The following is a 26,503-nucleotide window of genomic DNA, read 5'->3' as shown; positions in this document are numbered from 1 at the left end:
CGATATGAAAAGTATTTTAGAGTTTATATTTAGTGCTGTTGTTATAGCGGCTATTTATTTTGGTTATCAATTTTTTACTGGGAAGATGACTTTTGAAGAAATTAAATTTTATTTGAAAAATTTATCAGTAGAAAGCGTCTTATCAAAGCCTTATGACTGCGATACTGACTACGCTCAAATTTCAGCTTTGTGTTTAGCATTTAAAGGAAATAGTTGTGATGAAAATAGTATTGGCTCATTTCAAAGTGAGTTTTTACCAAAACTTGGCGATGTGGCAACCATAAAAAGATCTCTTTTTAAACTAGACTCATCTTCAAAAAGTTCAGTTTGTAGTATAGACTTTGATTATGATTTGAGTGCAAACTCACTCGATGAAGCTAAGAAAAAATTTGAGTCTTATAACTATGTTGGTGAGAACATTACAAATTATGGCATGAGAATATTTTTCAATATGAATAATATGCTTGATTTTGATAACAAAAACCCCAAAAGTTTTGATGATAGATTTAAAACCTTAGATGATTATAATAAATTTTTAGAGCAACGAGAAGCTTCACAAAACATGATGGCTATGTTTGGAGGCGTGAATTTAAACAAAATTTATTATAAAATTTTTGATAATGGAAGGGGTGAAATTTGGACTCAGACATCTTTTAATTTAGAAGATTTAAGATAAACCTTTAAAACCAAAGGAGAAAAAATGAAAAAATTTATTTCAAAAAAAATTATTTCAATGTTTGGCTTAGCAATATTAAGCTTTATTTTAGTTGGTTGTTTTCAGCCTAAAACCCCAGAACAAATCATAGCTGAGTCAAAAAATCCATCTTTAGCAAAAAGCTATTTAGCTATAAGGGATTTGCCTCATAGATATGTTGAGTTTAATGAAGATTTTATAAGAGTGCAAGACTACATATCAGGCATTAAAGGCAGCATTGATGATAGTGTAAGAAGTGCACAAAGTGCTTATTTAGGAAATTTTGATAGCTCAGACGATGACATAGCAAAAACTTTTATAAACAATGCAAAAGCTAACGGCAATAGCGTAAAAATGTATAAAAGAGATGTAAATGCCATTATGTCAGCCTCTCTTCCAAAAACTTGGGAATTAGCAAATTTAGATAGTGCATATAACCTTGATAATGCCTTTATAGAGTATGATAAAGATGGCAGAATGGTAGCTGTGCTTGTTAGAATGCACTACTACGGCAGATCGCTTGGATACTCAAACACTAGGATAAGTTTTGTAGGATTTAAATACTGGGCTAGACAAGTTGAAAACCAAGTAGGCAACGCTTATCTTACAAATGGTTTTATAACTGAATTTAAGTAAAAAAGAGAAAAAATGAAAAAAGTTATTTTAGGAATTTTGGTTTTGGTTTTCGGCAATGGACTTTTAGCAAACAATATTGATTTTTTAAAGAAAGAATGCGAAGATGGGAATATTGATAATTGTTTTGTAGTTGGTCAAATTTATGGCAGTGGGCAAGGCGTAAAAATTGATTACGAAAAAGCTTTTAAGTATTTAAAAAAAGCTGCCGATGGTGGACATATACTGGGATGCGCTCTTGTTGGTAGCTCGTATCAACTTGGATATGGAGTAGATATAGATTATAAAAAAGCTTTTGATTATTTTAAAATAGCTTGTGATGGCGGAGTGCCTCTTGCTTGTGGCTCTATTGGTTCGCTATATGATAATGCTTTAGGTGTAAAACAAGATTATAAAATAGCTTTAGAGTATTATCAAAAAGCTTGTGAAATGGAAGATGGTATGTCATGCGATAGTGCTGGTACAATATATGCAGAAGGTGAGCATGTAGAGAAAAATAGTAAAAAGGCTTTTGAGTATTTTACTATAGCTTGCAATAAAAATGTTGCTAGTGGCTGCTATAACCTTGGATATATGTATGAGATAGGCGACGGTATCAATCAAGACAACATTAAGGCCTTATCATACTACAATAAAGCTTGCAGCCTTGGGCATGAAAACAGTTGTAAATACTATGCGGGATTAAAAAAGCTTACAGGTGGAAAAAATGCTGACAATTATTATATCCAAACAATAACCAAAGCTACAGGGTTGAAAAACAAAAAGGAAGTTTGGGAGTATATAAAAAATTTATCTTCAAATGGCAATATGGTTGCCAATAGTTATATCTTGGGAACATTAATGAGAACAGTTCCGCAAGATTATAAAGAAATAGTTAAGGAATCTGAAAAAATTTGTGCCGGCGGTTATGCTTATGGATGTAATTTGATAGGCTTTTTATATAGTGATGGAAAAAAGGTTGAAAAAGATATTAGGCTTTCAAAAGAGTATTTTAATAAATCATGCAAACTAGGTAATAATATAGGTTGTCAAAACTATAAAGCTATAACAAAATAAATCATAAAGAATTTTTAAAACTTCTTACTTGAGTATGAAGCTTAAATTTATTTATTTTATTTACGTGATGAGGCAGTATAAAAGGAAAAATATGAATGGATTTATAAAAACTTACCTTGATAGCGGTGGCTTTATAAGTGGCAGTGATGAAAACGACTACTACTTTTCTAAAAAAGATTTTAGCGATGAGTTTCAAGTGGGCGATTTTGTTAAATTTGAGCCTAGACTTAGTAAAAAGGGCTACTATGCAAAAGAAGTGAAGCTAAAAGCTAGTTTTATGTATAAAACCTCTGATGAAATAGTGATATCTATCGATAAAGATGAGATTGATGACTATAAAATGGTTGATGTCTTAAATTTCATCAAGTTAGGCGAGGAAAATCTGGTTTTATGAAACTTCAAGATAGACATTTTGTTTAAGGGTTAAATTTTAAAAAGGAGAAAAGATGAAAAAAGTTATTTTAGGAATTTTAGTTTTGGTTTTTGGTAATGTGTTAAATGCAGATGATTCTAATTTGGAAATCATTAAAAAAGAGTGCGAGAAAGGAACTTCCTCACTATTTTGTGCCTTATATTACAGTATGAAATTTGAGATAGAAAAACCTAATATTGATAAATTAGAAAAAGAGTGCAAAAAAGGAAATATGGATAGTTGTTTTGAACTTAGTTTTGCTTATTTATCTGGTTCTGGTGTAGAAAAAGACAAGAAAAAAATGAATGAATATTTAAATATGTGTTGCCAAAAAGACAATCTAATAGCATGCGATTTTATCGCATATGTTTATGAGATGGAGCAAAATTATAGCAAAGCAGTAGAGCATTATGAAGCAAATTGCAATAAAGGTTATGTTGATAGTTGTTTTAGTCTTGGAGGTTTATATAATGATGGTAATAAAATAACACAAGACTATAAAAAAGCCAATGACTATTTTAGTAAAGCTTGTGATGGTGGTGAAGCTAGAGGATGCTTTAATCTTGGTGTTGCATATAGAGATGGTAAAGGGGTAAAACAAGACACACATAAAGCACTTAAATATTTTGATATTGCTTGCAATGGCGAAGTTGCTAAGGGGTGCACAAGTGTCGGGGGTTTTTACTATATGGGCAAAGGTGTAGAAAAAGACTATAAAAAAGCTTTTGATAATTTTAAAAAGGCTTGCGACTTAGAGGATGGATCTGGGTGTTATTTTCTTAGTGGCCTATTTGCTAGAGGTGAAGGTGTTGCTGCAAATTCTACTAAGGCTTTGGAATATTTAGACAAAGCTTGCGATTTAGACTATGAGGATGCTTGCCTTAATAAATTAAAGAAATAAAAAACCACTTCTTATTGAAATCATCGCTTTTATGATATTAGTAAGCTATTTTAAGCTTCAAATTCAGAGCAAAAGTTTTGATTTCTTTGGGAGGTGCTTTGTTTATTTTTAAAAAAACTATAAGCTGTTATAATACCTAGATTAAAATAATAAATTTGGCTTTACTGTAAAGGAAAAATATGAATGGAGTTATAAAAACTCACCTTGATAGCGGTGGCTATGGATTTATAAGTGGCACGGATGAAAACGACTACTACTTTTCTAAAAAAGATTTTAGTGGCGAGTTTCAAGTGGGCGATTTTGTTAAATTTGAGCCTGGACTTAGTAAAAAGGGCTACTATGCAAAGGATATTACGCTAGAGACTAACTTTTTTTATGAAATTCCAAATGAGGTGATATCTACTGAAAAAGATAATATTAATGGCTATGAGATGGTGGATTTATCAAATTTTATCGTCTGTGTTGCAGACAGAGGAGATCCAAACATCGCAAAAGAAAACATTAAAATATATGCTAAAATTTTAGGCGCAAATGCTCTTCTTGGTAGGAGATATTTCCAAACAACAGGGAGTGAGCACTCAAATGCAGGCAGTGGAACTCATCACTTTACCATACATAATTTTGAAGCAAGACTTGCCTTTATAGCAAAAAAATCCCTTGATAAAACTACTCTAACCAAAGAGCAGTTAGAAAAAAAGGCAAAAATAGATAGTATCGCAAGAGTAGTCAAAAAAGAACTTAGTCAAAAAAGTAGCTCAAATACCTTTGGAACTATACTTTTTTGGGCCGTTTTTATACTGCTTATTTTAACTATGTTCTCTAAAGGCGAAAGCTACATTGTGGCTCTTATACCTTTGGTAATCTCACTTTATATCTTTGATCTTAGTATAGATTTTGATAGTTGGCTAAGGGAGATATAATGGAAAATTTAGATCATTTTTTTAAATTTCTATACGCCAAAATAGCTCATTTTCATCTCTTATTTAGTAATTTTGTCGGAAGTTATTTTATAGATAAAGAAATTTGCCACATTGTGATTTTTAGTGTGTATTTGTTGGCGTTTTATCTATTTTATCTTTTTTGTGTAAGTGGAAAAGTGTTTCACAAATTTGCTAAGATTTATCTAAGTTATGCTTCGATAGTAGGGCTTTACTCCATTTGCGTTTATAAGGGTGAGATTATCATAAATGTAGTTTGTGCAATCATATCTTTAATTATTTTTGTTCGGTTTTCTCGCTCGTTTTCTAGCTTTTTACTCCAATATGAAACTGCAAAAGCTATCAAAAAAGCATATGAAATTTACGGATATAAAAATGAAACAATAACACCAAAAAGGAAACAAAATGAAATAATTTAAAAAAAGATAAACAAGAGTCTAGCCAGAGACAATGGCTTAAACTATATAACAAAATACAACAAACATTATAAATTAAATAAGTCAATGACTTAAGGAGGAAAATATGAAAAATATAATTAAACTTACAATAATATCAGCCACAACAGCAATCTTTTTTAGTGGATGTATAATGCACACTCTTGGCACAACAACTGTTGGAATTGTTTCAGGCAAAAAAGTTGCTAAGGATTTGTGGTATTGGGGCAATGGACAAAAACCAAAAGGATTATTAGATCATGATGGTTGGTGTCAAAAAAATGAAGTACAAATGAATGAAATAATAGCAAAAAATATAGAAAGGGCTAAAAAAAGAGTTGCACAAGGAAAAAGCAATGTATCTGGACCAACAAAAGAACATCCATATATTCATATTACAGACACCTATGCTTACTATGATGATTTTAGAACAGGTGTTTATATACAACCTTACGCAATTAGGATGGATTCTTATAAATGTGATGTAAACAATAAAAAATTATATAATTTCTTATCTACAAATCCAAGCGATATGGATAGTTTTTATACAAATTTATCAACAAAAAAAGAAAGAAGACTTGCCTTTGTTAATGACCTTTATAAAGGGATGTTAAAATCAATGTGCTTAGCAAAGGCTTCTCATTATGCTATGGATGAGGGTGGATATGAAATAATAAAATATCTCAACAATATAAATACTGGAAAACCTGTAGCAATAATGAAATATAACTACGATGACTGTTATGAATATCTTTATAGTAATGATTATTACATGTTTGACGATCCAAAGAAAATGGAAGAGATTAAACAAAGAAAAGCTCAGTTAAAAGAACCTAGAATACAGATTTTTGAAGAAAATTTATTTGTAGGATTAGAATAAAGAATAAAAAACTTAAAAGGTTTTTGCGGTCAAGTTTTTCGTCCTTTGACCGCTTTTTTATTTCAACTAAAAATCTCAATCACATTATAGACTGTTTTGATGTTGCTTTTTTAAAAAGCAGTATATTTTATTAGCATTTAACAAAAACCTAGAAAATAAAAGGCAATAATAGCAAAGGCTAATTCGTTAACCTTTGCTAATTTACTTTTGCATTATTATTTAAAAGCTTCCCAATTTCTTAATTAAAATTGGGAAAGTATTTTCAATTAAATTAAAAAGATCCACCTGCACCAGGATTAATTATCCCAGCATCCATACCTTGAAAGCTTAAATCATTCCAGAACATTTCAAAATCACCCATTGATATATCTGTGCCAATAGTAGCTTGTAAATACTCTATAAACTCTCTCATATCAACACATTTATTTTTATATTGATAAGAATCTTTTGGGTTATGATTACTTCCTTCGGCTGCACCATCGATTCCAGTTTTCATTTCTGCAACACTACATTGCCTTAAAGAAACATAGTTTAAATCTCTTAATGTAATGCCCGTACAATGAGTATAATCTCGTCCTAATTGTGCTTTTAGCTGAACTACTAAGATTCTAGTTAATATTTGGTCATAGCAACAATACCAATATCCGGTTAAGGTACAACCCCCTCCACTAAATAAAGCTGCTAAAAAGTTATTATCAACACACTCCTCTTTTACAAAATGACATAAATTAAATTTAAGAGCTTTTTGTGTTTTTTCATGTCTTTTACCTGCTTCTTTTGCATCGTCTTCATCATGGCAAGTGTCTATACTTTCAAAAGATGTTATAGCGTAAGGATTTGCAACACTTGTTTAGAAGAGATTAAATATTGCAAATAAAATTGATAAAAAGTTTTCTTGTTTATCTAAGAAAAATTTAGTTTATTAAATTTCTAGTCATAAAAAACAAAAAAACATGTTGAAAAAAATGTTCAACAGTACTATACAACAAATAACCTGGATAAAAATGACAACAATTAGCTGCATAATAGTTGTTACTTATCCGTGCTATTATTTTTTAACTTATCTAATTTTCACTTAACTTTTGCTATTTTATAATTAAGTGCACATGTGTTATACTTTTTCATATAATTCATTTCTTTTATTAAATTCTTTTAATTTTATGTAATATAATCCATCTTTTTTATGATATAATTGTATCGCATTACATAAAAAGGATAAAAAATGTTAGATGAGCTGTTTATAAAAAGCAATGCCCTAATAAAACTAAATAATCAAAAATTTAAAAGATACTTTATACAAACTACTGATTTAACTCACAGGTTAAGCATAGTCTTAGGAAGTCGTGGCATTGGTAAAACAACTACTCTTGCACAGCTTGCAAACAAAAACCAAGGAAGTCTTTATTTAAGCCTTGATGATATAGAAATTTCAAATGACATTACAGAGATTATTAAAGAGTTTGTATTAAATGGTGGAAAATATCTCTACCTTGATGAAATTCATAAAAACAAAGATATTTCTGGGGTTTTAAAATTTGCTTATGATAATTTTAAAGATTTAAATATTGTAGCGACTGGCTCATCAGCTCTTGAGATTTTAAAAAGTTCACATGATTTAAGTAGAAGAGCAATTATTTATAAAATGTATGGGATGAGTTTTAGGGAGTATTTAGGACTTTTTTATGACATTGATTTTAAAACTTTTGATTTAGATACTATTTTAACTACCCATCAAGATATTGCTAGTGGCGTTATAGAAAACTTAAAAGAAAAGGATTTATACATCATCAAACTTTTTAAAGAGTATTTGAAATTTGGATATTATCCATATTACAAAGAGTTGCCAAATGAGATAGTGTTTTTTCAAACTCTAAGACAAAGCATAGAAACAACTATTGATAGTGATTTGCTTAGTGTATATCCAAATTTGAGTGGAAATACAGCTAGAAAGTTAAAGTTACTACTTCACGCAATTAGTGGAAATGTTCCCTACTCTCCAAACTATACTGATTTAAAAAAGATGATAGATGTAAAAGATGATAGAACTTTAAAAGAATATCTTACAATGTTAGAAAATGCTGGACTCATAAGGCTTCTTATGAGAAATGAGCTCTCTTTAAAAAATATGGATAAAGCTGATAAAATCTACCTTGAAAATACAAATTTAATGTATTTAAATAGACCAGAAGTCGGAAATTTAAGAGAAACATTTTTTGTAAATCAACTTGGAAATGTTGGTGAAATTTATTTTAGCAAAAATGGGGATTTTAGAGTTGGTGAGTTTGTTTTTGAAATAGGCGGAGCTAAAAAAAGTTTTAATCAAATAAAAGATGATAAAAACTCATTTGTAGCCTCTGATAATTTAGAGATTGGATTTGGAAGTAAAATACCAATTTGGCTTTTTGGGCTAATGTATTAAAATAAGCTGCATAAAACAATAAAGGAATCAAACAATGAATTGGAATAATATAATACCTGTGAACAATTCGCAAAATAATGCATTTGAAGAGCTAGTTTGCCAGTTAGCATACAAAGAAAATTTTAAAAATAAGGATAATTTTATAAGAGTTGGTAATCCAGATGCTGGAGTAGAATGCTATATTGTATTAGAAAATGGTGATGAAATAGGCTTTCAAGCAAAATATTTTACAAACGCTGTAGGCAAATCCCAGTGGGAGCAACTTGACATCTCTTTAAAGACTGCTTTGGAAAAGCATCCAAAGTTAACTAAATACTATGTCGCCATACCACAAGATAGACCTGATCCAAGAAATGGTAGAAAATATTTTATGGATAAATGGAATGAATGGGTGGAAAAATGGCAAAATGAAGCACAAAAAAAGTATGATAAATATTTAGAAATTGCATACTGGGGAAGCCATGAGCTGATTACAATGTTAGGAAAAGATAGAAATTCTGGTATGAAAAAATTCTTTTTTAACGAAATAGACTTATCGGACAAATGGTTCAAAAATCAAAATAAAAACTCTATATTAAATTTAGGTGTTAGGTATTCTCCGGCGATAAATGTTAATATAGAGTATTTAAACACATATTTTGAAGCTTTAAATTTAAACTCTACCGTTATAAAAGAATTAAAAATAAAGTTTTATGAAATTTATCATAAGTTCAATAAGACTTTCAGTATTTTAAAAGATATACCAGATAGTCTAAATTGTCTGGTTGATGATTTTAAAGATACTATATCAAAAGAGATTGATTTTAACAAAATAGTTAATATACTTAATAAGATGCAAGATGAAATATTTAATAATAATTTGGTGAGGATAATTTCCACTACTGATGGTTCTAATATGGATAAATTTCAAGACACTATATATGAATTTTTTAATTTTATTCGAGAAAATAAAAAATTTTTGAATGTTCATAAAAATCCATTTATAATTCTAAAAGGCAAGGCAGGTGTAGGCAAATCCCATCTCCTAGCTGATGTTGTTAACAATAGAAATGCAAATTCTTTATTTTTATTGGGACAACATTTTAAAGAGGCAAGAGAGCCTTGGAATCAAATTTTAGAGTTGCTTCATATTAAAAATTGCAATAAGGATGAGTTCCTAGATGCTTTAAATTCTAAAGCAATGACAGATAATGAGAGAATTATTATATTTATAGATGCTATTAATGAAGGAAGAGGTAAGGATTTTTGGAATGATTATTTAATTGGCTTTATAGAAGATATTAAAAAATATGAGTATTTAGGATTAGTTCTTAGTATAAGAAGCGAATATTATGAGTATATTATTCCGGAAGTATTTGTAAATGGCAATAAAATTAAAACTATAGAACATAACGGATTTGATAGATATGATGCATCTGAGATATTTTTTAAACACTATAATATAAGACCAAATATTCCAATTTTAGCTGAAGAGTTTTTAAATCCTTTATTTCTAAAAATGTTTTGCGAAGGGTTTAGTCAAGATAAATCTTATGTCAATAAATTAAATTTTCAATTTATCATAAAATTCTACATAGAAGATCTTGAAAATAGGTTGCGTAAAAAATATCCGAAATATCCACGCAATATAAGTCTTATAGATGAGGGTATAAGCGCTCTGATGCCGATGTTTATAAAAGAAAATTCTAAGTTAATAAAATATAAAGATGCTTTTGTTGTATTAAAAAATGAACTCTTAAAATATATTGACTCTTTAGATGAAAGCTTTTTGGATATTTTTGTAAGCGAGGGTATTTTTTCAAAAACTATGCTAGAGAGCAAAAGTGATGAATATATCTACTTTTCTTATGAAAAATTATACGATTATTTTGTCTCAATTTATATCCTAAAACCATTTAAAACCAAAGATGATTTGCACAAAGATTTTAATAGCAAAGTATTTTTGCCATTTATCAATGGAGAAAATAGATATCGAAACAAGGGAATAATACAAATTTTAAGTATTATAATTCCTGAACAATTTGACGGAGTTGAACTATTTGAGCTAGTAGAAACAATAGAGCAGATAAAATCCAAAGAAGTCATACTTGATTGTTTTCTAGAAGGCCTAATGTGGAGAAATTCTAGTAGTATAAAAGAAAAGACGATTCAAAGAGTATTAAAAAATATTTCTAACTTTGCTTTTCAAGAAGCTATTTTTCAAATGCTTTTTTCATGTGCCACTATTTTAGAGCATCCATTTAATGCAAATTTTTTATTTGATTATTTATCTAAATTTTCAATGAAAGAGCGAGATAAATTTTTTATACCACTACTAAACAAAATTTATTTAGCTGGCGATTTTAACTTTATAGAAAGGCTTATAAATTGGGCATGGTTAGATAGAGATAAAAGTCATATTAACAAAGATGTTTTATTTTTAACATCTATAACTCTTTCATGGTGCTTAACTTCATCAAATAGAGAGCTAAGAGATAAGGCTACAAAAGCTACTATTTCTTTACTAGATGAAAATGCTCAACTGGTTTTAAAATTACTTTATAAATTTAAAGAAATTGATGATTTATATATACATGAGAGACTTTTTGCAATTGCTTACGGAGTTGTGATTAGATCTCAAAGTAATATTTACTTTAAAAAACTTGGTGAATATGTTTATGATGTTGTCTTTAAAAAAGATGAAACTTATCCTCATGTTTTAATAAGAGATTATGCTAAAAATTTAATAGAGCATATATTAAATATTGGAATACAATTAGATATAAATAAAAATGATATAAATCCACCATATAAAAGTTATTTTCCAGATATAAGTAGCTTACCTAAAGATAACTATGTGGAACAATACGAAGAAAAAAGCATATACAATACCTTTATTATTTCATCTATGACTACAAATGTAGGAAGCCAAAAAGTTCGTTATGGAGATTTTGGAAGATATATTTTTGAGAGTGCTTTATATGATTTTGAATGTTATGAATACGCACAGCTTATAAGCAATTATGCTGCAAAACAAATTTTTGAAAAATATAAATATGATGGAGAGTATTTTAATGAAGCTGAAAAAAGTATAACCAATATACAAAAAGCAAATAGGTATGATTTAGATAGATATTCTCATAAAATAGAGAGAATAGGCAAAAAATACCAATGGATAGCTTTCTATGAAACTATGGCTAGAATAACAGATAATTTCCAAATGAAAAACAGTGCTAAATACAATGGTGCTTTTGAGCCGTTTATGCGAAATATAGACCCAACAGTTTTATTGACAAATTATAAAAAACATCAACTACATGATAGTTGGTGGAGTTTAAAAAGAGATATAAAATGGGATGAGGATAATAAAAAATGGCTAGAACAAAAAGAGGATGATTGGTTGAAATTTGACGAATATCTAAATAGGATAGATAATAATGGTAATGAATGGCTAGCTTTATATATAGGTGAAAAATTAAAAAAATCAACTAAAAAAGGAGAAGAAAAAGAAATCATCTATTTCATAAGAAGTTATTTGATAAAAAATGATAGTTTTAATAAATTTAAAAATGCTTTTGAAAGTGCTAACGATGTGATATCCGCTTTTCCTAATGACCATTTACATTGTTATAAGATTTACGACAAGGAGTGTTATAGCTCTACAGCTTACAATCTTTTAAAAGATGAATATGAATTTGAAGAAATAAAGCTAAGAGGAGTAAATTTAAAAGTATATCCTACAACGATTGAATATTTTTGGGAAAGTGAATTTGATGCTTCAAAAGAAGGCGCAATCCAAATTTTAAAGCCTTCTAAGCTAATTTATGATGGATTACATATGAAATATTCCAAAAAAGATTTTTATTTTATAGACGAAAATAATGATTTTGTATGTTTTGATCCAAGTTCTGGCTACGAAACCGATTCTTCTTTATTGATAAGAAAAGATAAAATTGCTGAGTTTTTAAATAAAAATAACTTGAAACTTATCTATGTTTTTCATTGTGAAAAAAATATTTATTTACCGCATGAGTATATACTCCTTGGGAAAATAGATTATTTTGGTTATGGTTCGGTAGAAGATAATGGGAGTTTTAAAATTGAAATGATGAATAAAAATGATGGTTGAATTTTATAACATTATTACATATCAATAGGAAGTAAAGGACTTTTATGAATTTTGAAGAAACTTTAACAAACAAATATAAAAATAGTTAGAAAAGTATGAAAAATTACTAAAAGTTAAAAAATTGTTTTTAAATATGTTTTATTTACTAAAAACTATGAGGTGGCTTTATTTTTTGAATTTAATCTTATGATATATCTTATTATTTTGCAGCAATGTTTCTTTTATTTTTGAGCAAGAATTTATCATTATAGTTACTAACATTATTTTTTATATAGATTTTTGATATTATATCTTAGTAAATTTTTCTTATTCTTTTTAAAATAAAATTTCACTCTTATGCTAGAAGCAGTGTATTTTACAGTATAGGTGGGTTTTTTATTATTTATTTTTTAGTTTATTATTATTAGCTAAATATGAAAATTTTTTCTATTAATATTAGTTTTGAGTGTTATTTATCTTCTTATCTTGCTTATAGGGCTAGACAATATTAATTTGTACTTTTTTATTCTTGCTATTTTTGTAGATATTGTATTTTTAAAGACACAGATAAAAAATTTTGTTTATATTTCAGCCATAAGCCCAATTGGCATTTTAAAAATAAAAAAAGTCAAACTTTAACAATGCGGAGCACATTAAACCGTAAATGTTCATAATCATTTGCATTTTAAAGGATAAAAATGTTAAAAACTATAGAGCAATACTAAGAAAAATTTCTTAAAAGCTTTAACACTACATATAAAAGATATCTCTATGATGAAATAAATTTGGATGAAAAACTTATAGGTATAGTTGGAGCAAGAGGCGTAGGTAAAACTACTATACTTTTTCAAAAACTGTTAGAATTAAAAAGTCTTGGTAAAAAAGCTCTTTATATATAAGTCTTGATTATCCATTTTTAAGCTCTGTGAATTTAAATGAGTTAGCAAATGATTTAAATGACTTTAAAAACTATCTAAATTTGGATATTATTAATTTTATTTTAGTAAAAAACTCATATTTTGAAAACTTATTAAACACTATAAATTTAAAGCATTAACATAGATTTAACTTCTATTGGCTTGATTGAGCAAAGATTTACTTACAAACTTAAAAGCTTCTTGAAGCAATATGTGCTAGTGAGCCATTTGAGGCTAACTACACAAAGAGAAATTAGCAGAGTAAAACTATATGATTATATAACTTACTTAAATGATGCAAAGTTAATAAGCATAGTAGATGAACAAAGTAGTGGATTAAGCAAGCTTGTAAAACCACCTAAAAATTTATATGAATAATACAAATCTGATTTATACTTATGGCAATAGCTATAAAGTTGAAATTATAAGAGAAACATTTTTTGCTAATCAACTAAAACAATCTCATAAAGTAAATATCCCAAAACAAGGTGATTTCATCGTAGATGATAAATTTACATTTGAAATCGGTGGTGCTAAAAATGATTCGAACAAATTAAAAACATTTCAAATTCTTTTGTTGTAGCCGATGAAATCAAAACAGAAAGTGGCAATAAAATACCACTTTGGCTTTTTGGGCTAATGTATTGATTTATAAATTTTAATAAAACAATTATTTGTATGTATAAAAAATGATAAAAGTTTGTTAGACAATATAACATTGGCCAAACAAAAAACTTTTAAACTTAATTAAGTTAAATTTAAATACAATTACAAATAAGTGAAAGTTGTCACATATATCTAAAAATTTGTATGCTTTTAACAATAGTTACCGAAAAAGTTACCTATTAATTAAAACAGAGTTTTCTTAATCGGAGATAAAGCCCATACAATAGTAGTTTTATACTTTTTGATATTGGTTAAAGTGAACCCACCACTTACTATTTTTTAATGTTTTTTATAATTCAAGCCATACAGCTAAAAATATAAAAATTTAAGAAGCCTGAAATTAATCCAAGCCTCCAATATATCTTTTTCTTTTTGCTTCTTTTATCTTGTCTGTTTGAACCAAAATAAATCCATCAGCGCAATCTTCAAAATCTGTATCTATACCAAAATCTAAAAACTCAACACCGCCTTCATCGCAAAGTTCGCTATATTGTTTATATAAAGTTGGAACCGATAAATCAAAATTTGCCAAACTTTCTTTTAGGATTTTAAAATCTTCTTCATAGCTTTGTCCGCAAAACAAAATATCTAACTCCTCTTTTTCAGCTTGGGAAATAAAATATCTGTTTTTAGAAACTACTATTTCTTTTTTAGAAGTAAAATGTTTTTTATAAAAATAAATCATCATATCTCTTGCGGTTTTTGGGTAGTTTGCACTTATGCTAACAGGTCCAAACATATATTTTGTCTCTGGGAATTTTTTAATATAAGCACCAATTCCATACCATAAATAATCTAACGCCCTTGTACCCCAAAATTTTGGCTGAACAAAACTTCTGCCAAGCTCAATTGAGTCTTTTAGTAAAAATTTGGCTTCATTTTTAAAACTAAATAGGGTTTGAGTGTAAAGTTTTTTACTATCTAAAGTAGGATTTATTTCATTTGCAACGCCGATTCTATAGGCTCCAACTATCTCTTTTATCTCTGTGTCAAATAAAACTAAATGCTCATAGTATAAATCAAACTCATCAACATCACACTCTTTTCCAGTTCCCTCACCAACTCTTCTAAAAGTAAGCTCTCTAAGCCTTCCAATTTCTGTAAGAAGTGCTGATTTATTCGGAGTTTTGCAAAGATAAATTTCCTTGCCATCTCTTGTTTTTCCTAAATTTAAACCTTTTAAAACCTCTTCATAGACTTCATTTGAATCAACCTTATCAACCAAACATCTTTGAGTTTTAAAAATAGTTTTTCTGTTTTTTCCAATATTATAAAGATGCCTTTGAATGAGTTTTAATGTGTTATCTGGAGATTTTATCTCAGGTAAAATTAAATTTTTATAAGGTATCATCTCGCCTATTTTTATAGTTATGCTTTTATTTTTTTTATTCATAACCTCATGACCTAGTAAAAGCCCAGCAAGTGGCTTATAAATAGCTGAAATTGCGTAAAATAAAGAAGAATTTCTAGCACTTACAAATATCGGAACAATCGGAGCTTGAGCCCTTTTGGCAAATTTTAAAAATCCACCCTTCCAATTTAAGTCTTTTATGCCAAAAACTTTTGCACGAGATACTTCTCCAGCTGGAAATATAATAATTGCGCCTTCGTTTTTAAGATGCTCATCAACTGATTTTATAGCTTTACGAGAGCTTTGATTTGAGATATTATCAATTGGAATTAGCATATCGCTAATTGGATCAAGTTTCATTAAAAACTCATTTGCTAAAATTTTCACATCTTTTCTAACGCCACTTATTAAATGCATCAAAGATAACGCATCAAGTCCGCCAAGTGGATGATTTGAGATAAATATCACTCGACCGCTTTTTGGGATATTTTGAAGTGAGATATTGTCTATTTTATAAGTAAAATTTATGGATTTTAAAAATCTATCAATTATTTCTTTATTTTTTGCATCTTTGTTTTGTGCTAAAAAATTATTAATCCTATCTTCATAAAAAAGTTTTTTCAATAAGCTTATAAGCAAATTTGAAATAAATTTAGGATATTTTGTGAAAAGTTTTGGGTATTTATCATTTAGTGCTTTTTCTAAGTCTACTATCTTTTTTTCTTGCAAATTTAATTCTCCAAAATATGTAATTATACAAGGACTAATTATAGCTAAATTTTAGTTTATAAATTTAAGAACTTTTAGTTTAAAACAAATTTGCAAAACTAAGCTAGAAAATTTTATAAACCAAATTAGTCTTTTATATAATCGTATAGTTCTTTAATCAATTTTGGATGCTTCATCTTTTTTATAGCTTGATCTTGGATTTGTCTAACACGCTCTCTTGTTATATTTCCAAGGACAATGCCGATTTCTTCCAGGGTATAAGAGTTAGAATCAGAGCTTGGTTTTATTTTGTTTTCTTTTAAGATTTCTTTTATTTTTTTAGCTTCTAAATCTTTTATTTGGCAATAAATGTCAAATTTTAGCACTTTAAGATCAAAAACTTCCTTGTCCGAAGCAGTTTTTAAAAGCTCGTTTACTTCATCTAATTGAGAATTTGCTTCAAAAAGTAACTCGTTGATTTTTTGCAAATTAGTGGAAGGCATTTATTATCTCCTAGAATAAACATAAAGCAAATGCATAAAAAACTAACGCGAGAATGGTGGTTAGAGGCAGAATCGAACTGCCGACACGCAGATTTTCAGTCTGCTGCTCTACCGACTGAGCTATCCAACCACTGAAAAAAGAATTATAATTATATATAAATCAATCTTAAAATAAGGTTAAATTTTATCAAATTATTGAAAATTTATAGTTCTTGAACAAATTTTTTAAATAAATTTCCCCTCTCTTCGTATGAGCTAAACTGATCTAAACTCGCGCAAGCTGGACTCAAAAGTGCAACTTCATCATTTTTTAAATTTATATCTATGTTTTTTACAGCATCTTGTAAAAACTCACACTTATATGCTTTAATGTTAAATTTCAAAGCCAAATTTAAAATTTTTAAAGTATTTGAGCCAATCGCATAAATTTCTAAATTATAGCCTTTAAAATTTTCAAACAAAGGTGTTAAATCAACACCTTTATCATCCCCACCCAAAATTAAATGAATTTTTTTATCTCTATATCTTTTTAGAGCCTGAATTACAGCATCTAAATTTGTAGCTTTTGTATCATTAACCCAAAGTCTATTTTTACTATCTTTAAACTCTTCAACCCTATTTTTATCAATTTTAAATGTGTTTAAAAGATCTAAATTTAAACTATTTGTAGCAAATTTTTCTATGCACAAGGCAAGCAATGCATCCATTAAAAATGGCACTTTAAAATTAATATCTTTTAAATTTGCACCGCAAATTTTAGCTAGGTCACTTTCATCTTCATAAAAATAAATTTTTGCTTTTGATTTAATGTCATTGTATTTTTTAGGAATAATGGCAACTGAGTCTTTGCTCATCATACTCAATGGTTTTAATTTTGTCTTTTCATACTCTTCAAAGCTTCCATGCCAGCTTATATGATCTGGAGTTATTGGCAGTAGAGCATAAATTTGTGGAGTTGCAAATTTGGTATAGTAAATTGTAAAAGAACTTGTTTCAAGTATCCAAAATTTAGCTAATTTATCTAAATTTGCCAAAGGCTCACCAACATTTCCACCAATTACTGCACCGTTATTTTTTAAAACAAGTCCAGCCATTTGCGTGGTTGTAGTTTTACCATTTGTTCCACTTATCCAAATTTTAATAGGTGTTGTATCTTTAAAATAATCGTACTCGCTTATTAAATTCTTAGCTTTTTTTACTAATTCGTGAGTCCTTGGAAAGCCTGGGCTTGGGATTTCAAGAGTGCTTTTAAACGGATCAAACTCACTTGTTGGAAGCAAATTATTTCCAAACTCATCTTTTGAAATTTCACTAAATTTATCATCATAAATATCCCAAACGCCATCAAATTTGACATTTTTAGCAATTGCCTTAGTTGTTTTTCCATAACCAAAAAGTGATTTTTTCATAACACTACCTTAATTTTATAGAGGCTAGGGCAATAATATTTGCAATTAATGCAATTATCCAAAACCTTATAATTATTTTGTTTTCAACCCAGCCTTTTAACTCAAAATGATGGTGTAAAGGCGCCATCAAAAAAACTCTTTTTTTAAAAATTTTAAAACTTCCAACTTGTAAAATTACGCTTAATGTCTCAGCAACAAATATAAATCCAACCAACAAAAGTAAAAATTCATTTTTACTTATAATTGCGCTATATCCGATAAAAGCTCCAACGCTTAAACTTCCACTATCTCCCATAAAAATTTCAGCTGGGTGGCAATTGTACCACAAAAACCCTAGCATTGAGCCAATTAGTGCAGCACAAACAACCACAACTTCGCCAACTAAGCTTACCTTTGGCAAAAACAGATATTCGCTAAAAAGTGCATGTCCACTAAGATAGATAAAAACACCCAATGTAAGCACAGCAAAAACTGAAGGAATAGTAGCTAGACCATCAAGTCCATCAGTTAAATTTACAGAATTTGAGCTAGCCGTAATAACTAAAACCCAAAAAAGTATAACGCCATACTTTAAATCAATTATAGAATTTTTATAAAATGGGATAAAAATCTCACTAGAAAGCCCTGAAAACATAAATAAAATTAGAGCAATTACTAAAGAAAATAAAATTTGAAGCCTAAATTTTGTTTTAGCCTTTAAGCCTGCTTCATTTTTTTTACCAGCAATTTTAGAAAAATCATCCTTAAAGCCAATATATGAAAAAAACACAAGCGTCATAAGGGCTGATAACACATAAATATTTGTAAGTTTTGCACATAAAAATGATGCGATAATAGAACTTCCCACAAAAACTATTCCACCCATTGTTGGAGTATGATTTTTTGACTTGTGAGATTTTGGAGCAAGATCGTAAATTGGCTGATTTGCCTTTTTTATTTTTGCCCATCTTATAAATTTGGGCATTAAAAAAATAGTCATAAAAAATGATATAAAAAATGCAAGTCCGGCTCTTGCAGTGATATAGCTAAATATATTAATATTAAAAAATTCATATAAAAAATAAAACATCAAACACCTTTTGGTAGCTTTTAAAAATTTAAAAGGGTAATTTTACTATAATATTGCTTAGATAATTATTTTAAAGAGAGTTTTGATGAAGCAAAAAGTAGTTTTAGTTATAACCGATGGGATTGGATTTAATAAAAGCGATGAATTTAATGCATTTAGCAATGCAAAAAAACCAAATTATGAGTGGCTGTTTGAAAACAGTGCAAATTCACTTTTAAAAACTTCTGGTGAGGCTGTAGGTCTTCCAAAAGGACAAATGGGAAATAGTGAAGTTGGACATATGAGCATTGGAAGTGGGCGGATTTTATACCAAAACCTAGTTAAAATAGACAAAGCTATAAAAAACGGCTCACTAGAACAAAATAAGGCTTTATTAAATTTATTAGAAAAACATAAAAGAATACACATTATTGGACTTTATAGCGATGGCGGGGTACATTCTCACCTAAATCATTTTGATTTTATGTGTAAATTTGCAAAGGAAAATGGTTGCGAAGTTTTTGCTCACGCAATAACTGATGGACGCGATGTGGCACCAACAAGCGGAATAAATTTTATAAAAAAACTTGAAAAAAATGTAAATTTAGTAAGTATTAGTGGTAGATTTTATGCCATGGATAGAGATAATAGATGGGATAGAATAAAGGCTTTTTATGAGGTTGTGGCAGAAAATAAAAACAAATTTGAAATTTCACCTTCAAAATATTTAGAAAACTCTTATAATGAAGGCATTACAGATGAGTTTATAAAACCTGCGAGCTTTAAAGATTTTGGTGGCATTAAAGAAAACGATGGTGTGATTATAATAAATTTTAGAAGTGACCGTGCAAGAGAGATGTGTATGGCATTTGGTAATGAGAGTTTTAATGAATTTAAAAGAGATCATAATATAAAAAACATCATAACCATGACCTCTTATGATGATAATTTTAATTTTGAGGTTCTTTTTAAAAATGAGGAAATTAAAAATACTTTGAGTCAAACTATTGCAGATGCTGGCTTAAGACAGCTTCACACTGCTGAAACTGAAAAATATGCACATGTGACATTTTTCTTTAATGGAGGAATTGAAGAACCATGCCTAAATGAAACTAGAATTTTAGTACCAAGTCCAAAAGTAAAAACTTATGATGAAAAGCCAGAAATGAGTGCTTATGATGTTTGCAAAAATGTAATAAAAGGAATCGATGATGGGTTTGATTTTATTGTAGTAAATTTTGCAAATGGTGATATGGTCGGACATACTGGAAATTATGAGGCATCTATCAAGGCTGTTGAAGCTGTTGATGAATGCGTAGGAAAGATACTAAAGGCTGCAAAAAAGCAAAATTATGCTTATATTCAAATTTCAGACCATGGAAACTGTGAAGCAATGCGGGATAAAAAAGGCGAAATTTTAACAAATCATACCACTTTTGATGTATTTTGCTTTGTAATGGCAAATGAAGTTAGTAAAATCAAAAACGGTGGATTAAATAATGTCGCACCGACAATTTTGAAAATAATGGGACTTGATATTCCAAAGCAGATGGATGAAGCGTTATTTTAACAACCTTAAGGAAAATATTTGAAAATAAATGAAAAAAATAAAAGAGTAAAATACTTAAGAGCTCTTGATAGATTTGTAAAATCAGCCATTAATATTTTAAAAAGAGAAGATTTTGATGATGAAATTTTTAGAAAAAGAGTTGAAAAAAATACACAAATATTAGAAAAAGTAGAGCCGGTCTTATTAAATGATCCATACACAAAAGCTTTAGAGAATTTCGCTAACTCAGTGATACAAAATAAAAATAAAGATGAACTTTTAAAGGAAGCAAATTTACTCGATAAGCTTAAAAATTCAAAAAACTATAAAAAAGAAAAGCATAAAAAATTTGATGAATGTTAATAAATAATCATTTTAATTGTATATTCTTATGCCTTTAAAGATGCTTTTATAGTTGTACGTACAAATTTAAGTGTCTTTAAAAATAAAATAATATTTGCAACAACAGTTTTTTATTTATTCACATAATAGCTGAATCTAATAAGCAAACAACATGAATACTATAATTCCACCATAATGAATTATACAAAAAATACTAGTTTTTTAATTTTTTTGCTAAAAACTACTTTATTTTATTAATATTGCTATTATTAGCAATATTGCAACATTAGAAAAACAAAGTCTAAAATTCATAAAAATCGCAATAAAACAATAAATATCACATCTAGCTATTTTAGATTATTGCAAAACAAACGCACCCTTATATTAAATATTAAAGTGCTTAAAATAATATAAGTATAACTCTTAAAATTCGAACCTATACTATTTTCATGTAGTTGCCGAACCAAAGATTCGGCAATATTTAAACGCATGCTTTATAACAATGCTAGTTAATATCAAAGCATATTTTGATATTTATGTGGCTTATTCCATTTAGCTTTATAATCTCTATCAACGAAAAAGACTTTTATATCAGCCTTATTTTCGCTGCTAACCCAAGCAATAGTTGAGGTGGCCCCAGACTCTTTGTCTTGCATATACCAAAGCGCATCACCTTTTGCTTTATAATCTCTATCAACAACAAAAACCAATAAATCCGCTTTATAATCTCTATCTACTTTAAAAACCTTAAATTTTGCTTTATTTTCAGAAACTACACAAAGTTTTGCCATTGCTCCCTCCTTAAAATGATATACCTTGATAGCGGGATTGTATCTCTTTAAGCTTAAAAAAAGCATAAATATTAATTTAAAAAATAATGGCAGATAGGTGGTGATCTACTTAAAAGAATCTTATTAAAATTATATTTATAACAAAATTTTTATTAAATTATATGGCAATATAAAGCAAAATATATAAGCTTTGACTTTTAAAAATTTTTATATATTTTAAAACTCAACTATATCATAGATACAATTTCTAAAAAACCATAGACACCCTAACACTATATTAGAGTGTCTATACAGTTTAAAGCCTATAGAAGTAATATTATCTAATAAAAATAATATTTCTAAAGTTATTTCTTGCTATCTTTAACCTCAATATCTTCTTTTATTGATTCAAACTTCTTATCACCTATGCCTTTTACATTTTTAATGTCTTCTATTTTTGTAAATTTATTCTCTTTTCTATATTCTATTATAGCTTCTGCTGTAGCCTCTCCAATACCTTTAAGGCTCATAAGCTCCTCTTTAGATGCAGTGTTTATATTTACAGCACCAAACAACAAACTAAAACTAAAAACAAATAATAACAGTAGTCTTTTCATAAATATATCCTTTAAAAATAATATAAATTTAGTATATAAAAGAGTTATTAATATATTCTAAACTAGCATATATTATTTAACATATTTGCTAGCACTATAAAGCAAAAAGAATATAATTAAATGAAAAATTAATTAAATTGAGACTAAAGATGACTTGTATGATACACCTAAATGATAAATTTTTTTAGACATAGAAAAATAACTTAAAGGAATATTCTCTTATTAATTTTAATAAAATAAAATATATGCTCAGCACAAGCCTAGAAGTAATCAATTCCACTTATACAGTTTTTACAGATTATAAACTCATTCTTGTAAAATTTTATTCTAAAATGTTCTTTATCTCTATAATCCAACTAAACCATTATAAAGCTTTCCAGTTATTAGAATAAATTTAACAAGCAAATAACTATTTGATAAAGCAGTTTTAACGATTTAAGTAAAAATATCCATCTGTTTTAACACTCCAGACAGATTGTTTTTTTGCCTGCTCCCCCACCTCTTTTAGCTCTTTCTACTTGCAATTATGAGCTTTAGTAAAATAAAAAATAGATTTTAACTCTTTTCATTTAAGATTTAATCAATATTGTATATTTAAAAAATAACTTAGATTTATTATCTTTAAAAAATAAACCACCGTTATCTAAATAAACACATAAACAAGATAAGATAAACAAGCAAATAAATAAAAGTCTTTAAGATTTAATTTTACTAGATAGATTTTTTAAAATAAACATTGTAATAAATACTGGATAAATTAATAATTAAAAATATATAGTTAGTATAAAAACAAAGTCCGCAGTGACCTACTTTCCCAACATCCCAGTAAGGGAGAGTATCATCAGCCACGATGTGCTTAGCTTCTTGGTTCGGGATGGAGCAAGGCGTTTCCACATCTGTATAACCACGGACAGTGTTAAATAAAAATATTTAAATAAATATTCTTATTAAACACTGTTAGTTAAATTGTTAAAAGTCTAAGTTTTAATATTTAAAACTATAAAACTTGTTTAAAGAATAATTTATCCTTAACAAGGAAGTGATGCTTAACTCTACTTATTATATTAAGTAGATAAAAATAAGATAAGCAAACGAGCTATTAGTACTGGTCAGCTAAATGACTTACATCACTTACACACCCAGCCTATCAAACTTATAGTCTATAAGAGCTCTTAAAAGAAGATTAATCTTGGAGTTGGCTTCGAGCTTAGATGCTTTCAGCTCTTATCACATCCCAACTTAGCTACTAAGCGGTGCCCTTGGCAGGACAACTTATACACCAGTGGTTGGTTCAACCCGGTCCTCTCGTACTAGGGTCAACTCTCCTCAATCTTCTTACGCCCACGGCAGATAGGGACCGAACTGTCTCACGACGTTCTGAACCCAGCTCGCGTACCGCTTTAAATGGCGAACAGCCATACCCTTGGGACCTGCTCCAGCCCCAGGATGCGATGAGCCGACATCGAGGTGCCAAACCTCCCCGTCGATGTGAGCTCTTGGGGGAGATCAGCCTGTTATCCCCGGGGTACCTTTTATCCTTTGAGCGATGGCCCTTCCACACAGAACCACCGGATCACTAAGACCGACTTTCGTCTCTGCTCCACTTGTCGGTGTCGCAGTTAAGCTGGTTTTTGCCTTTATACTCTATAAACGATTTCCAACCGTTTTGAACCAACCTTTGTAAGCCTCCGTTATTATTTGGGAGGCGACCGCCCCAGTCAAACTACCCACCAGACATTGTCCTACCTAAGGATAACTTAGGCTAGTTAGCTACCCGAATAAAGAAGAGTGGTATCTCAAGGATGACTCCTTATAGACTAGCATCTATAGATCATAATCTCCCACCTATCCTGCACATCTTTATCCAAGTAGCAGTGTCAAGCTATAGTAAAGGTCCACGGGGTCTTTCCGTCTTGCCGCGGGTAGGAGGAATTTTCACCTCCACTACAATTTCACTGGATCCCTCTTTGAGACAGCTCCCATCTCGTTACGCCATTCATGCAGGTCGGTATTTAACCGACAAGGAATTTCGCTACCTTAGGACCGTTATAGTTACGGCCGCCGTTTACTCGGGCTTCGATCAAGAGCTTTGCTAATGCTAACTCCATCAATTAACCTTCGAGCACCGGGCAGGCGTCACACCCTATACATCCACTTACGTGTTAGCAGAGTGCTGTGTTTTTGGTAAACAGTCGGGAGGGACTCTTTGTTGTAACCTCTAGGGCTTGCACCCTGGTAGGCACACCTTATACCGAAGATACGGTGCTATTTTGCAGAGTTCCTTAAAGAGAGTTCTTCCACGCGCCTTAGAATACTCATCCCACCCACCTGTGTCGGTTTACGGTACGGGCAATTATTACTAAACTTAGAAACTTTTCTTGGCTCGATAGTATCATGGATTCTTACGCTACTCCGAAGAGTTTTGTAAGCCTTTAAGATTTTGGATAAAGAGTTACGGATTTGCCTATAACTCAACCTACGTCCTTAGACTAACTATTCCATCAGTTAGCTCCACTAACTTTAAGCGTCCTTCCATCGCACATAATAATTGGTATTGGAATATTAACCAATTTTCCATCGCATACCCCTTTCGGACTTTGCTTAGGACCCGACTAACCCTACGATGACGAGCATCGCGTAGGAAACCTTGGGTTTTCGGCGATCAGGATTCTCACCTGATTTAACGCTACTCATGCCTGCATGCTCACTTGTATTTGCTCCAACGCTCCTTACCGGTACATCTTCAACGCTAAATACAACGCTCTCCTACCACTTAGTAAAACTAAGTCTACGACTTCGGTACTTATTTTAGCCCCGTTATATTTTCCGCGCAAAATCACTAGACCAGTGAGCTATTACGCTATCTTTAAAGGATGGCTGCTTCTAAGCCAACCTCCTGGTTGTTTAAGTAACTTCACATCGTTTTCCACTTAAATAAGATTTTGGGACCTTAGTCGGTAGTCTGGGTTGTTCCCCTCTTGACGACGGATTTTATCACTCGCCGCCTGACTGCTATGATTACATTAAAGGTATTCGGAGTTTGATAGGGTTTGGTACATTGGTGTATGCCCTAGCCCATTCAGTGCTCTACCCCCTCTAATTACTACATAACGCTATACCTAAATATATTTCGGAGAGAACCAGCTATCACGAAGTTTGATTGGCCTTTCACCCCTATCCACAAGTCATCCCAAGACTTTTCAACGTCAGCGGGTTCGGTCCTCCGCCGGCTCTTACACCGGTTTCAACCTGCTCATGGATAGATCACTTCGTTTCGGGTCTGCAATATCTGACTAAACGCCCTATTAAGACTTGCTTTCGCTACGGCTCCGGATTTCCTTAACCTTGCCAGATATCACAACTCGCAGGCTCATTATGCAAAAGGCAGTCCATCACACGTCATAAAGAATCGTGCTCTGAATGATTGTAAGCAAATGGTTTCAGGTTCTATTTCACTCGGGTCACCCCCGTTCTTTTCACCTTTCCCTCACGGTACTTGTTCACTATCGGTTTGGTAGTAGTATTTAGGGTTGGAAAGTGGTCTTCCCAGATTCAGACAAGGTTTCACGTGCCTCGCCTTACTCAGGATACTGTTAAGTAAAAAAGAGTTTTCATATACGGGAGTATCACCCTCTATGCTTAAACTTTCCAGATTATTCTATTAACTCTTTTTAGTCTATGTTACAGTCCTACAACCCCACTAGTAAACTAGTGGTTTGCCCTTTTACGATTTCGCTCGCCGCTACTTTCGTAATCTCATTTGATTTCTTTTCCTGTGGGTACTAAGATGTTTCAATTCCCCACGTTTGCTCCATATAGGTAGTATATATCACTATATACTGGGTTTCCCCATTCAGAAATTCCCGGATCAAAGTTCCTTGACAACTCCCCGAGACTTATCGCAGTCTAGCACGTCTTTCATCGCCTCTACCAACCAAGGCATCCACCATTCGCTCTTAGTAGCTTACCTTTTTTGACTTCTCATAAGAGCAAAGCTCTTATTGCGGCAAGGAGTGTAAACACTCCTTTGAACCACCTAAAGCACAAAGTTGCTAAAGCAACTTCGTATTACTTTTAAATAGATGTTATCGCTTAATGAAAAGTCTTATTAGAATTATTTATTATGTTGATATTCTAATTCGCATCACTTCCTTGTTAAAGATAAAATT

The 26,503-nt window shown here is 30.0% G+C and carries 21 protein-coding genes, 1 tRNA gene and 2 rRNA genes; 14 read left to right on the top strand and 10 right to left on the bottom strand.

The window, feature by feature from the left end:
* Nucleotides 1-4 precede the first annotated feature (4 nt).
* From HMPREF9309_RS02930 to HMPREF9309_RS02895, 8 genes are all read left to right on the top strand, one after another.
* Nucleotides 5-676: a hypothetical protein gene (locus HMPREF9309_RS02930; protein WP_016646441.1), complete on the top strand. Its 672-nt coding sequence runs from the start codon at nucleotides 5-7 to the stop codon at nucleotides 674-676.
* Nucleotides 677-700: 24 nt separating this feature from the next.
* A complete protein-coding gene (locus HMPREF9309_RS02925) occupies nucleotides 701-1,330 on the top strand; it encodes a hypothetical protein (protein ID WP_016646440.1) in 630 nt (209 codons plus the stop codon).
* A 12-nt stretch (nucleotides 1,331-1,342) separates the two neighbouring features.
* The gene (locus HMPREF9309_RS08755) at nucleotides 1,343-2,383 is read left to right on the top strand and encodes a tetratricopeptide repeat protein (RefSeq protein ID WP_016646439.1); all 1,041 of its coding nucleotides are present in this window, start codon (nucleotides 1,343-1,345) and stop codon (nucleotides 2,381-2,383) included.
* A gap of 91 nt (nucleotides 2,384-2,474) precedes the next feature.
* On the top strand, nucleotides 2,475-2,777 hold the full coding sequence (locus HMPREF9309_RS02915; RefSeq protein ID WP_016646438.1) for a hypothetical protein: 303 nt from the start codon (nucleotides 2,475-2,477) through the stop codon (nucleotides 2,775-2,777).
* 52 nt (nucleotides 2,778-2,829) lie between these two features.
* Nucleotides 2,830-3,696, top strand: coding sequence for a tetratricopeptide repeat protein (locus HMPREF9309_RS08750; RefSeq protein WP_016646437.1), 867 nt, complete (start codon nucleotides 2,830-2,832; stop codon nucleotides 3,694-3,696).
* A gap of 179 nt (nucleotides 3,697-3,875) precedes the next feature.
* Nucleotides 3,876-4,616 carry a S1 domain-containing protein gene (locus HMPREF9309_RS02905; RefSeq protein WP_016646436.1) on the top strand — a complete coding sequence of 247 codons (741 nt, stop codon included), beginning with the start codon at nucleotides 3,876-3,878 and terminating at the stop codon, nucleotides 4,614-4,616.
* Nucleotides 4,616-5,053, top strand: a complete 438-nt coding sequence (locus tag HMPREF9309_RS02900; protein ID WP_016646435.1) for a hypothetical protein — start codon at nucleotides 4,616-4,618, stop codon at nucleotides 5,051-5,053. The genes HMPREF9309_RS02905 and HMPREF9309_RS02900 overlap by 1 nt, the downstream gene beginning before the upstream one ends.
* Before the next feature lie 103 nt (nucleotides 5,054-5,156).
* Complete coding sequence (locus HMPREF9309_RS02895; protein ID WP_016646434.1) at nucleotides 5,157-5,948, top strand: hypothetical protein; 792 nt, start codon at nucleotides 5,157-5,159, stop codon at nucleotides 5,946-5,948.
* 271 nt (nucleotides 5,949-6,219) lie between these two features.
* Here the strand turns inward: HMPREF9309_RS02895 and HMPREF9309_RS02890 are convergent, their stop codons facing one another.
* On the bottom strand, nucleotides 6,220-6,444 hold the full coding sequence (locus HMPREF9309_RS02890; protein WP_016646433.1) for a hypothetical protein: 225 nt from the start codon (nucleotides 6,442-6,444) through the stop codon (nucleotides 6,220-6,222).
* 726 nt (nucleotides 6,445-7,170) lie between these two features.
* Between HMPREF9309_RS02890 and HMPREF9309_RS02885 the strand changes: the two genes are divergently transcribed.
* From HMPREF9309_RS02885 to HMPREF9309_RS09115, 4 genes are all read left to right on the top strand, one after another.
* Nucleotides 7,171-8,367 carry an ATP-binding protein gene (locus tag HMPREF9309_RS02885; protein WP_016646432.1) on the top strand — a complete coding sequence of 399 codons (1,197 nt, stop codon included), beginning with the start codon at nucleotides 7,171-7,173 and terminating at the stop codon, nucleotides 8,365-8,367.
* Nucleotides 8,368-8,401: 34 nt separating this feature from the next.
* The gene (locus HMPREF9309_RS02880; protein ID WP_016646431.1) at nucleotides 8,402-12,475 is read left to right on the top strand and encodes an NACHT domain-containing protein; all 4,074 of its coding nucleotides are present in this window, start codon (nucleotides 8,402-8,404) and stop codon (nucleotides 12,473-12,475) included.
* Nucleotides 12,476-13,599: 1,124 nt separating this feature from the next.
* Complete coding sequence (locus tag HMPREF9309_RS09120; protein ID WP_231370838.1) at nucleotides 13,600-13,749, top strand: hypothetical protein; 150 nt, start codon at nucleotides 13,600-13,602, stop codon at nucleotides 13,747-13,749.
* A complete protein-coding gene (locus HMPREF9309_RS09115) occupies nucleotides 13,742-13,954 on the top strand; it encodes a hypothetical protein (protein WP_016646430.1) in 213 nt (70 codons plus the stop codon). Before HMPREF9309_RS09120 ends, HMPREF9309_RS09115 begins: the two co-directional genes overlap by 8 nt.
* A gap of 423 nt (nucleotides 13,955-14,377) precedes the next feature.
* Here HMPREF9309_RS09115 and olsF read toward each other — a convergent pair whose 3' ends face one another.
* From olsF to mraY, 5 genes are all read right to left on the bottom strand, one after another.
* Nucleotides 14,378-16,117, bottom strand: a complete 1,740-nt coding sequence (gene olsF, locus HMPREF9309_RS02870; protein ID WP_016646429.1) for a bifunctional ornithine lipid synthase OlsF — start codon at nucleotides 16,115-16,117, stop codon at nucleotides 14,378-14,380.
* Between the two features lie 125 nt (nucleotides 16,118-16,242).
* Nucleotides 16,243-16,599, bottom strand: coding sequence for a sigma factor-like helix-turn-helix DNA-binding protein (locus HMPREF9309_RS09290; RefSeq protein ID WP_016646428.1), 357 nt, complete (start codon nucleotides 16,597-16,599; stop codon nucleotides 16,243-16,245).
* Between the two features lie 54 nt (nucleotides 16,600-16,653).
* Nucleotides 16,654-16,729: transfer RNA gene (locus tag HMPREF9309_RS02860), tRNA-Phe, on the bottom strand.
* Between the two features lie 73 nt (nucleotides 16,730-16,802).
* A complete protein-coding gene (gene murD / locus HMPREF9309_RS02855) occupies nucleotides 16,803-18,008 on the bottom strand; it encodes a UDP-N-acetylmuramoyl-L-alanine--D-glutamate ligase (protein ID WP_016646427.1) in 1,206 nt (401 codons plus the stop codon).
* 4 nt (nucleotides 18,009-18,012) lie between these two features.
* Complete coding sequence (mraY, locus tag HMPREF9309_RS02850) at nucleotides 18,013-19,077, bottom strand: phospho-N-acetylmuramoyl-pentapeptide-transferase (protein ID WP_016646426.1); 1,065 nt, start codon at nucleotides 19,075-19,077, stop codon at nucleotides 18,013-18,015.
* Nucleotides 19,078-19,162: 85 nt separating this feature from the next.
* Between mraY and gpmI the strand changes: the two genes are divergently transcribed.
* Both gpmI and HMPREF9309_RS02840 read left to right on the top strand, forming a co-directional pair.
* Complete coding sequence (gene gpmI, locus HMPREF9309_RS02845; protein ID WP_016646425.1) at nucleotides 19,163-20,626, top strand: 2,3-bisphosphoglycerate-independent phosphoglycerate mutase; 1,464 nt, start codon at nucleotides 19,163-19,165, stop codon at nucleotides 20,624-20,626.
* 18 nt (nucleotides 20,627-20,644) lie between these two features.
* Nucleotides 20,645-20,968: a hypothetical protein gene (locus HMPREF9309_RS02840; protein WP_016646424.1), complete on the top strand. Its 324-nt coding sequence runs from the start codon at nucleotides 20,645-20,647 to the stop codon at nucleotides 20,966-20,968.
* A gap of 494 nt (nucleotides 20,969-21,462) precedes the next feature.
* Here the strand turns inward: HMPREF9309_RS02840 and HMPREF9309_RS02835 are convergent, their stop codons facing one another.
* The 4 genes from HMPREF9309_RS02835 to HMPREF9309_RS02820 form a co-directional block, all read right to left on the bottom strand.
* Complete coding sequence (locus HMPREF9309_RS02835; RefSeq protein WP_016646423.1) at nucleotides 21,463-21,738, bottom strand: DUF6150 family protein; 276 nt, start codon at nucleotides 21,736-21,738, stop codon at nucleotides 21,463-21,465.
* A gap of 344 nt (nucleotides 21,739-22,082) precedes the next feature.
* Complete coding sequence (locus HMPREF9309_RS02830; protein WP_016646422.1) at nucleotides 22,083-22,334, bottom strand: ComEA family DNA-binding protein; 252 nt, start codon at nucleotides 22,332-22,334, stop codon at nucleotides 22,083-22,085.
* A gap of 793 nt (nucleotides 22,335-23,127) precedes the next feature.
* Nucleotides 23,128-23,246 (bottom strand): 5S ribosomal RNA (gene rrf / locus HMPREF9309_RS02825).
* Nucleotides 23,247-23,413: 167 nt separating this feature from the next.
* A 23S ribosomal RNA gene (locus HMPREF9309_RS02820) occupies nucleotides 23,414-26,304 on the bottom strand.
* Nucleotides 26,305-26,503 lie beyond the last annotated feature (199 nt).

Origin of the sequence: Campylobacter ureolyticus ACS-301-V-Sch3b (assembly GCF_000413435.1) — a bacterium.
Lineage (GTDB): Bacteria > Campylobacterota > Campylobacteria > Campylobacterales > Campylobacteraceae > Campylobacter_B > Campylobacter_B ureolyticus_A.
Note: the sequence above shows the minus strand (reverse complement) of the source record. Positions and strands in the feature narration are given on the sequence as shown.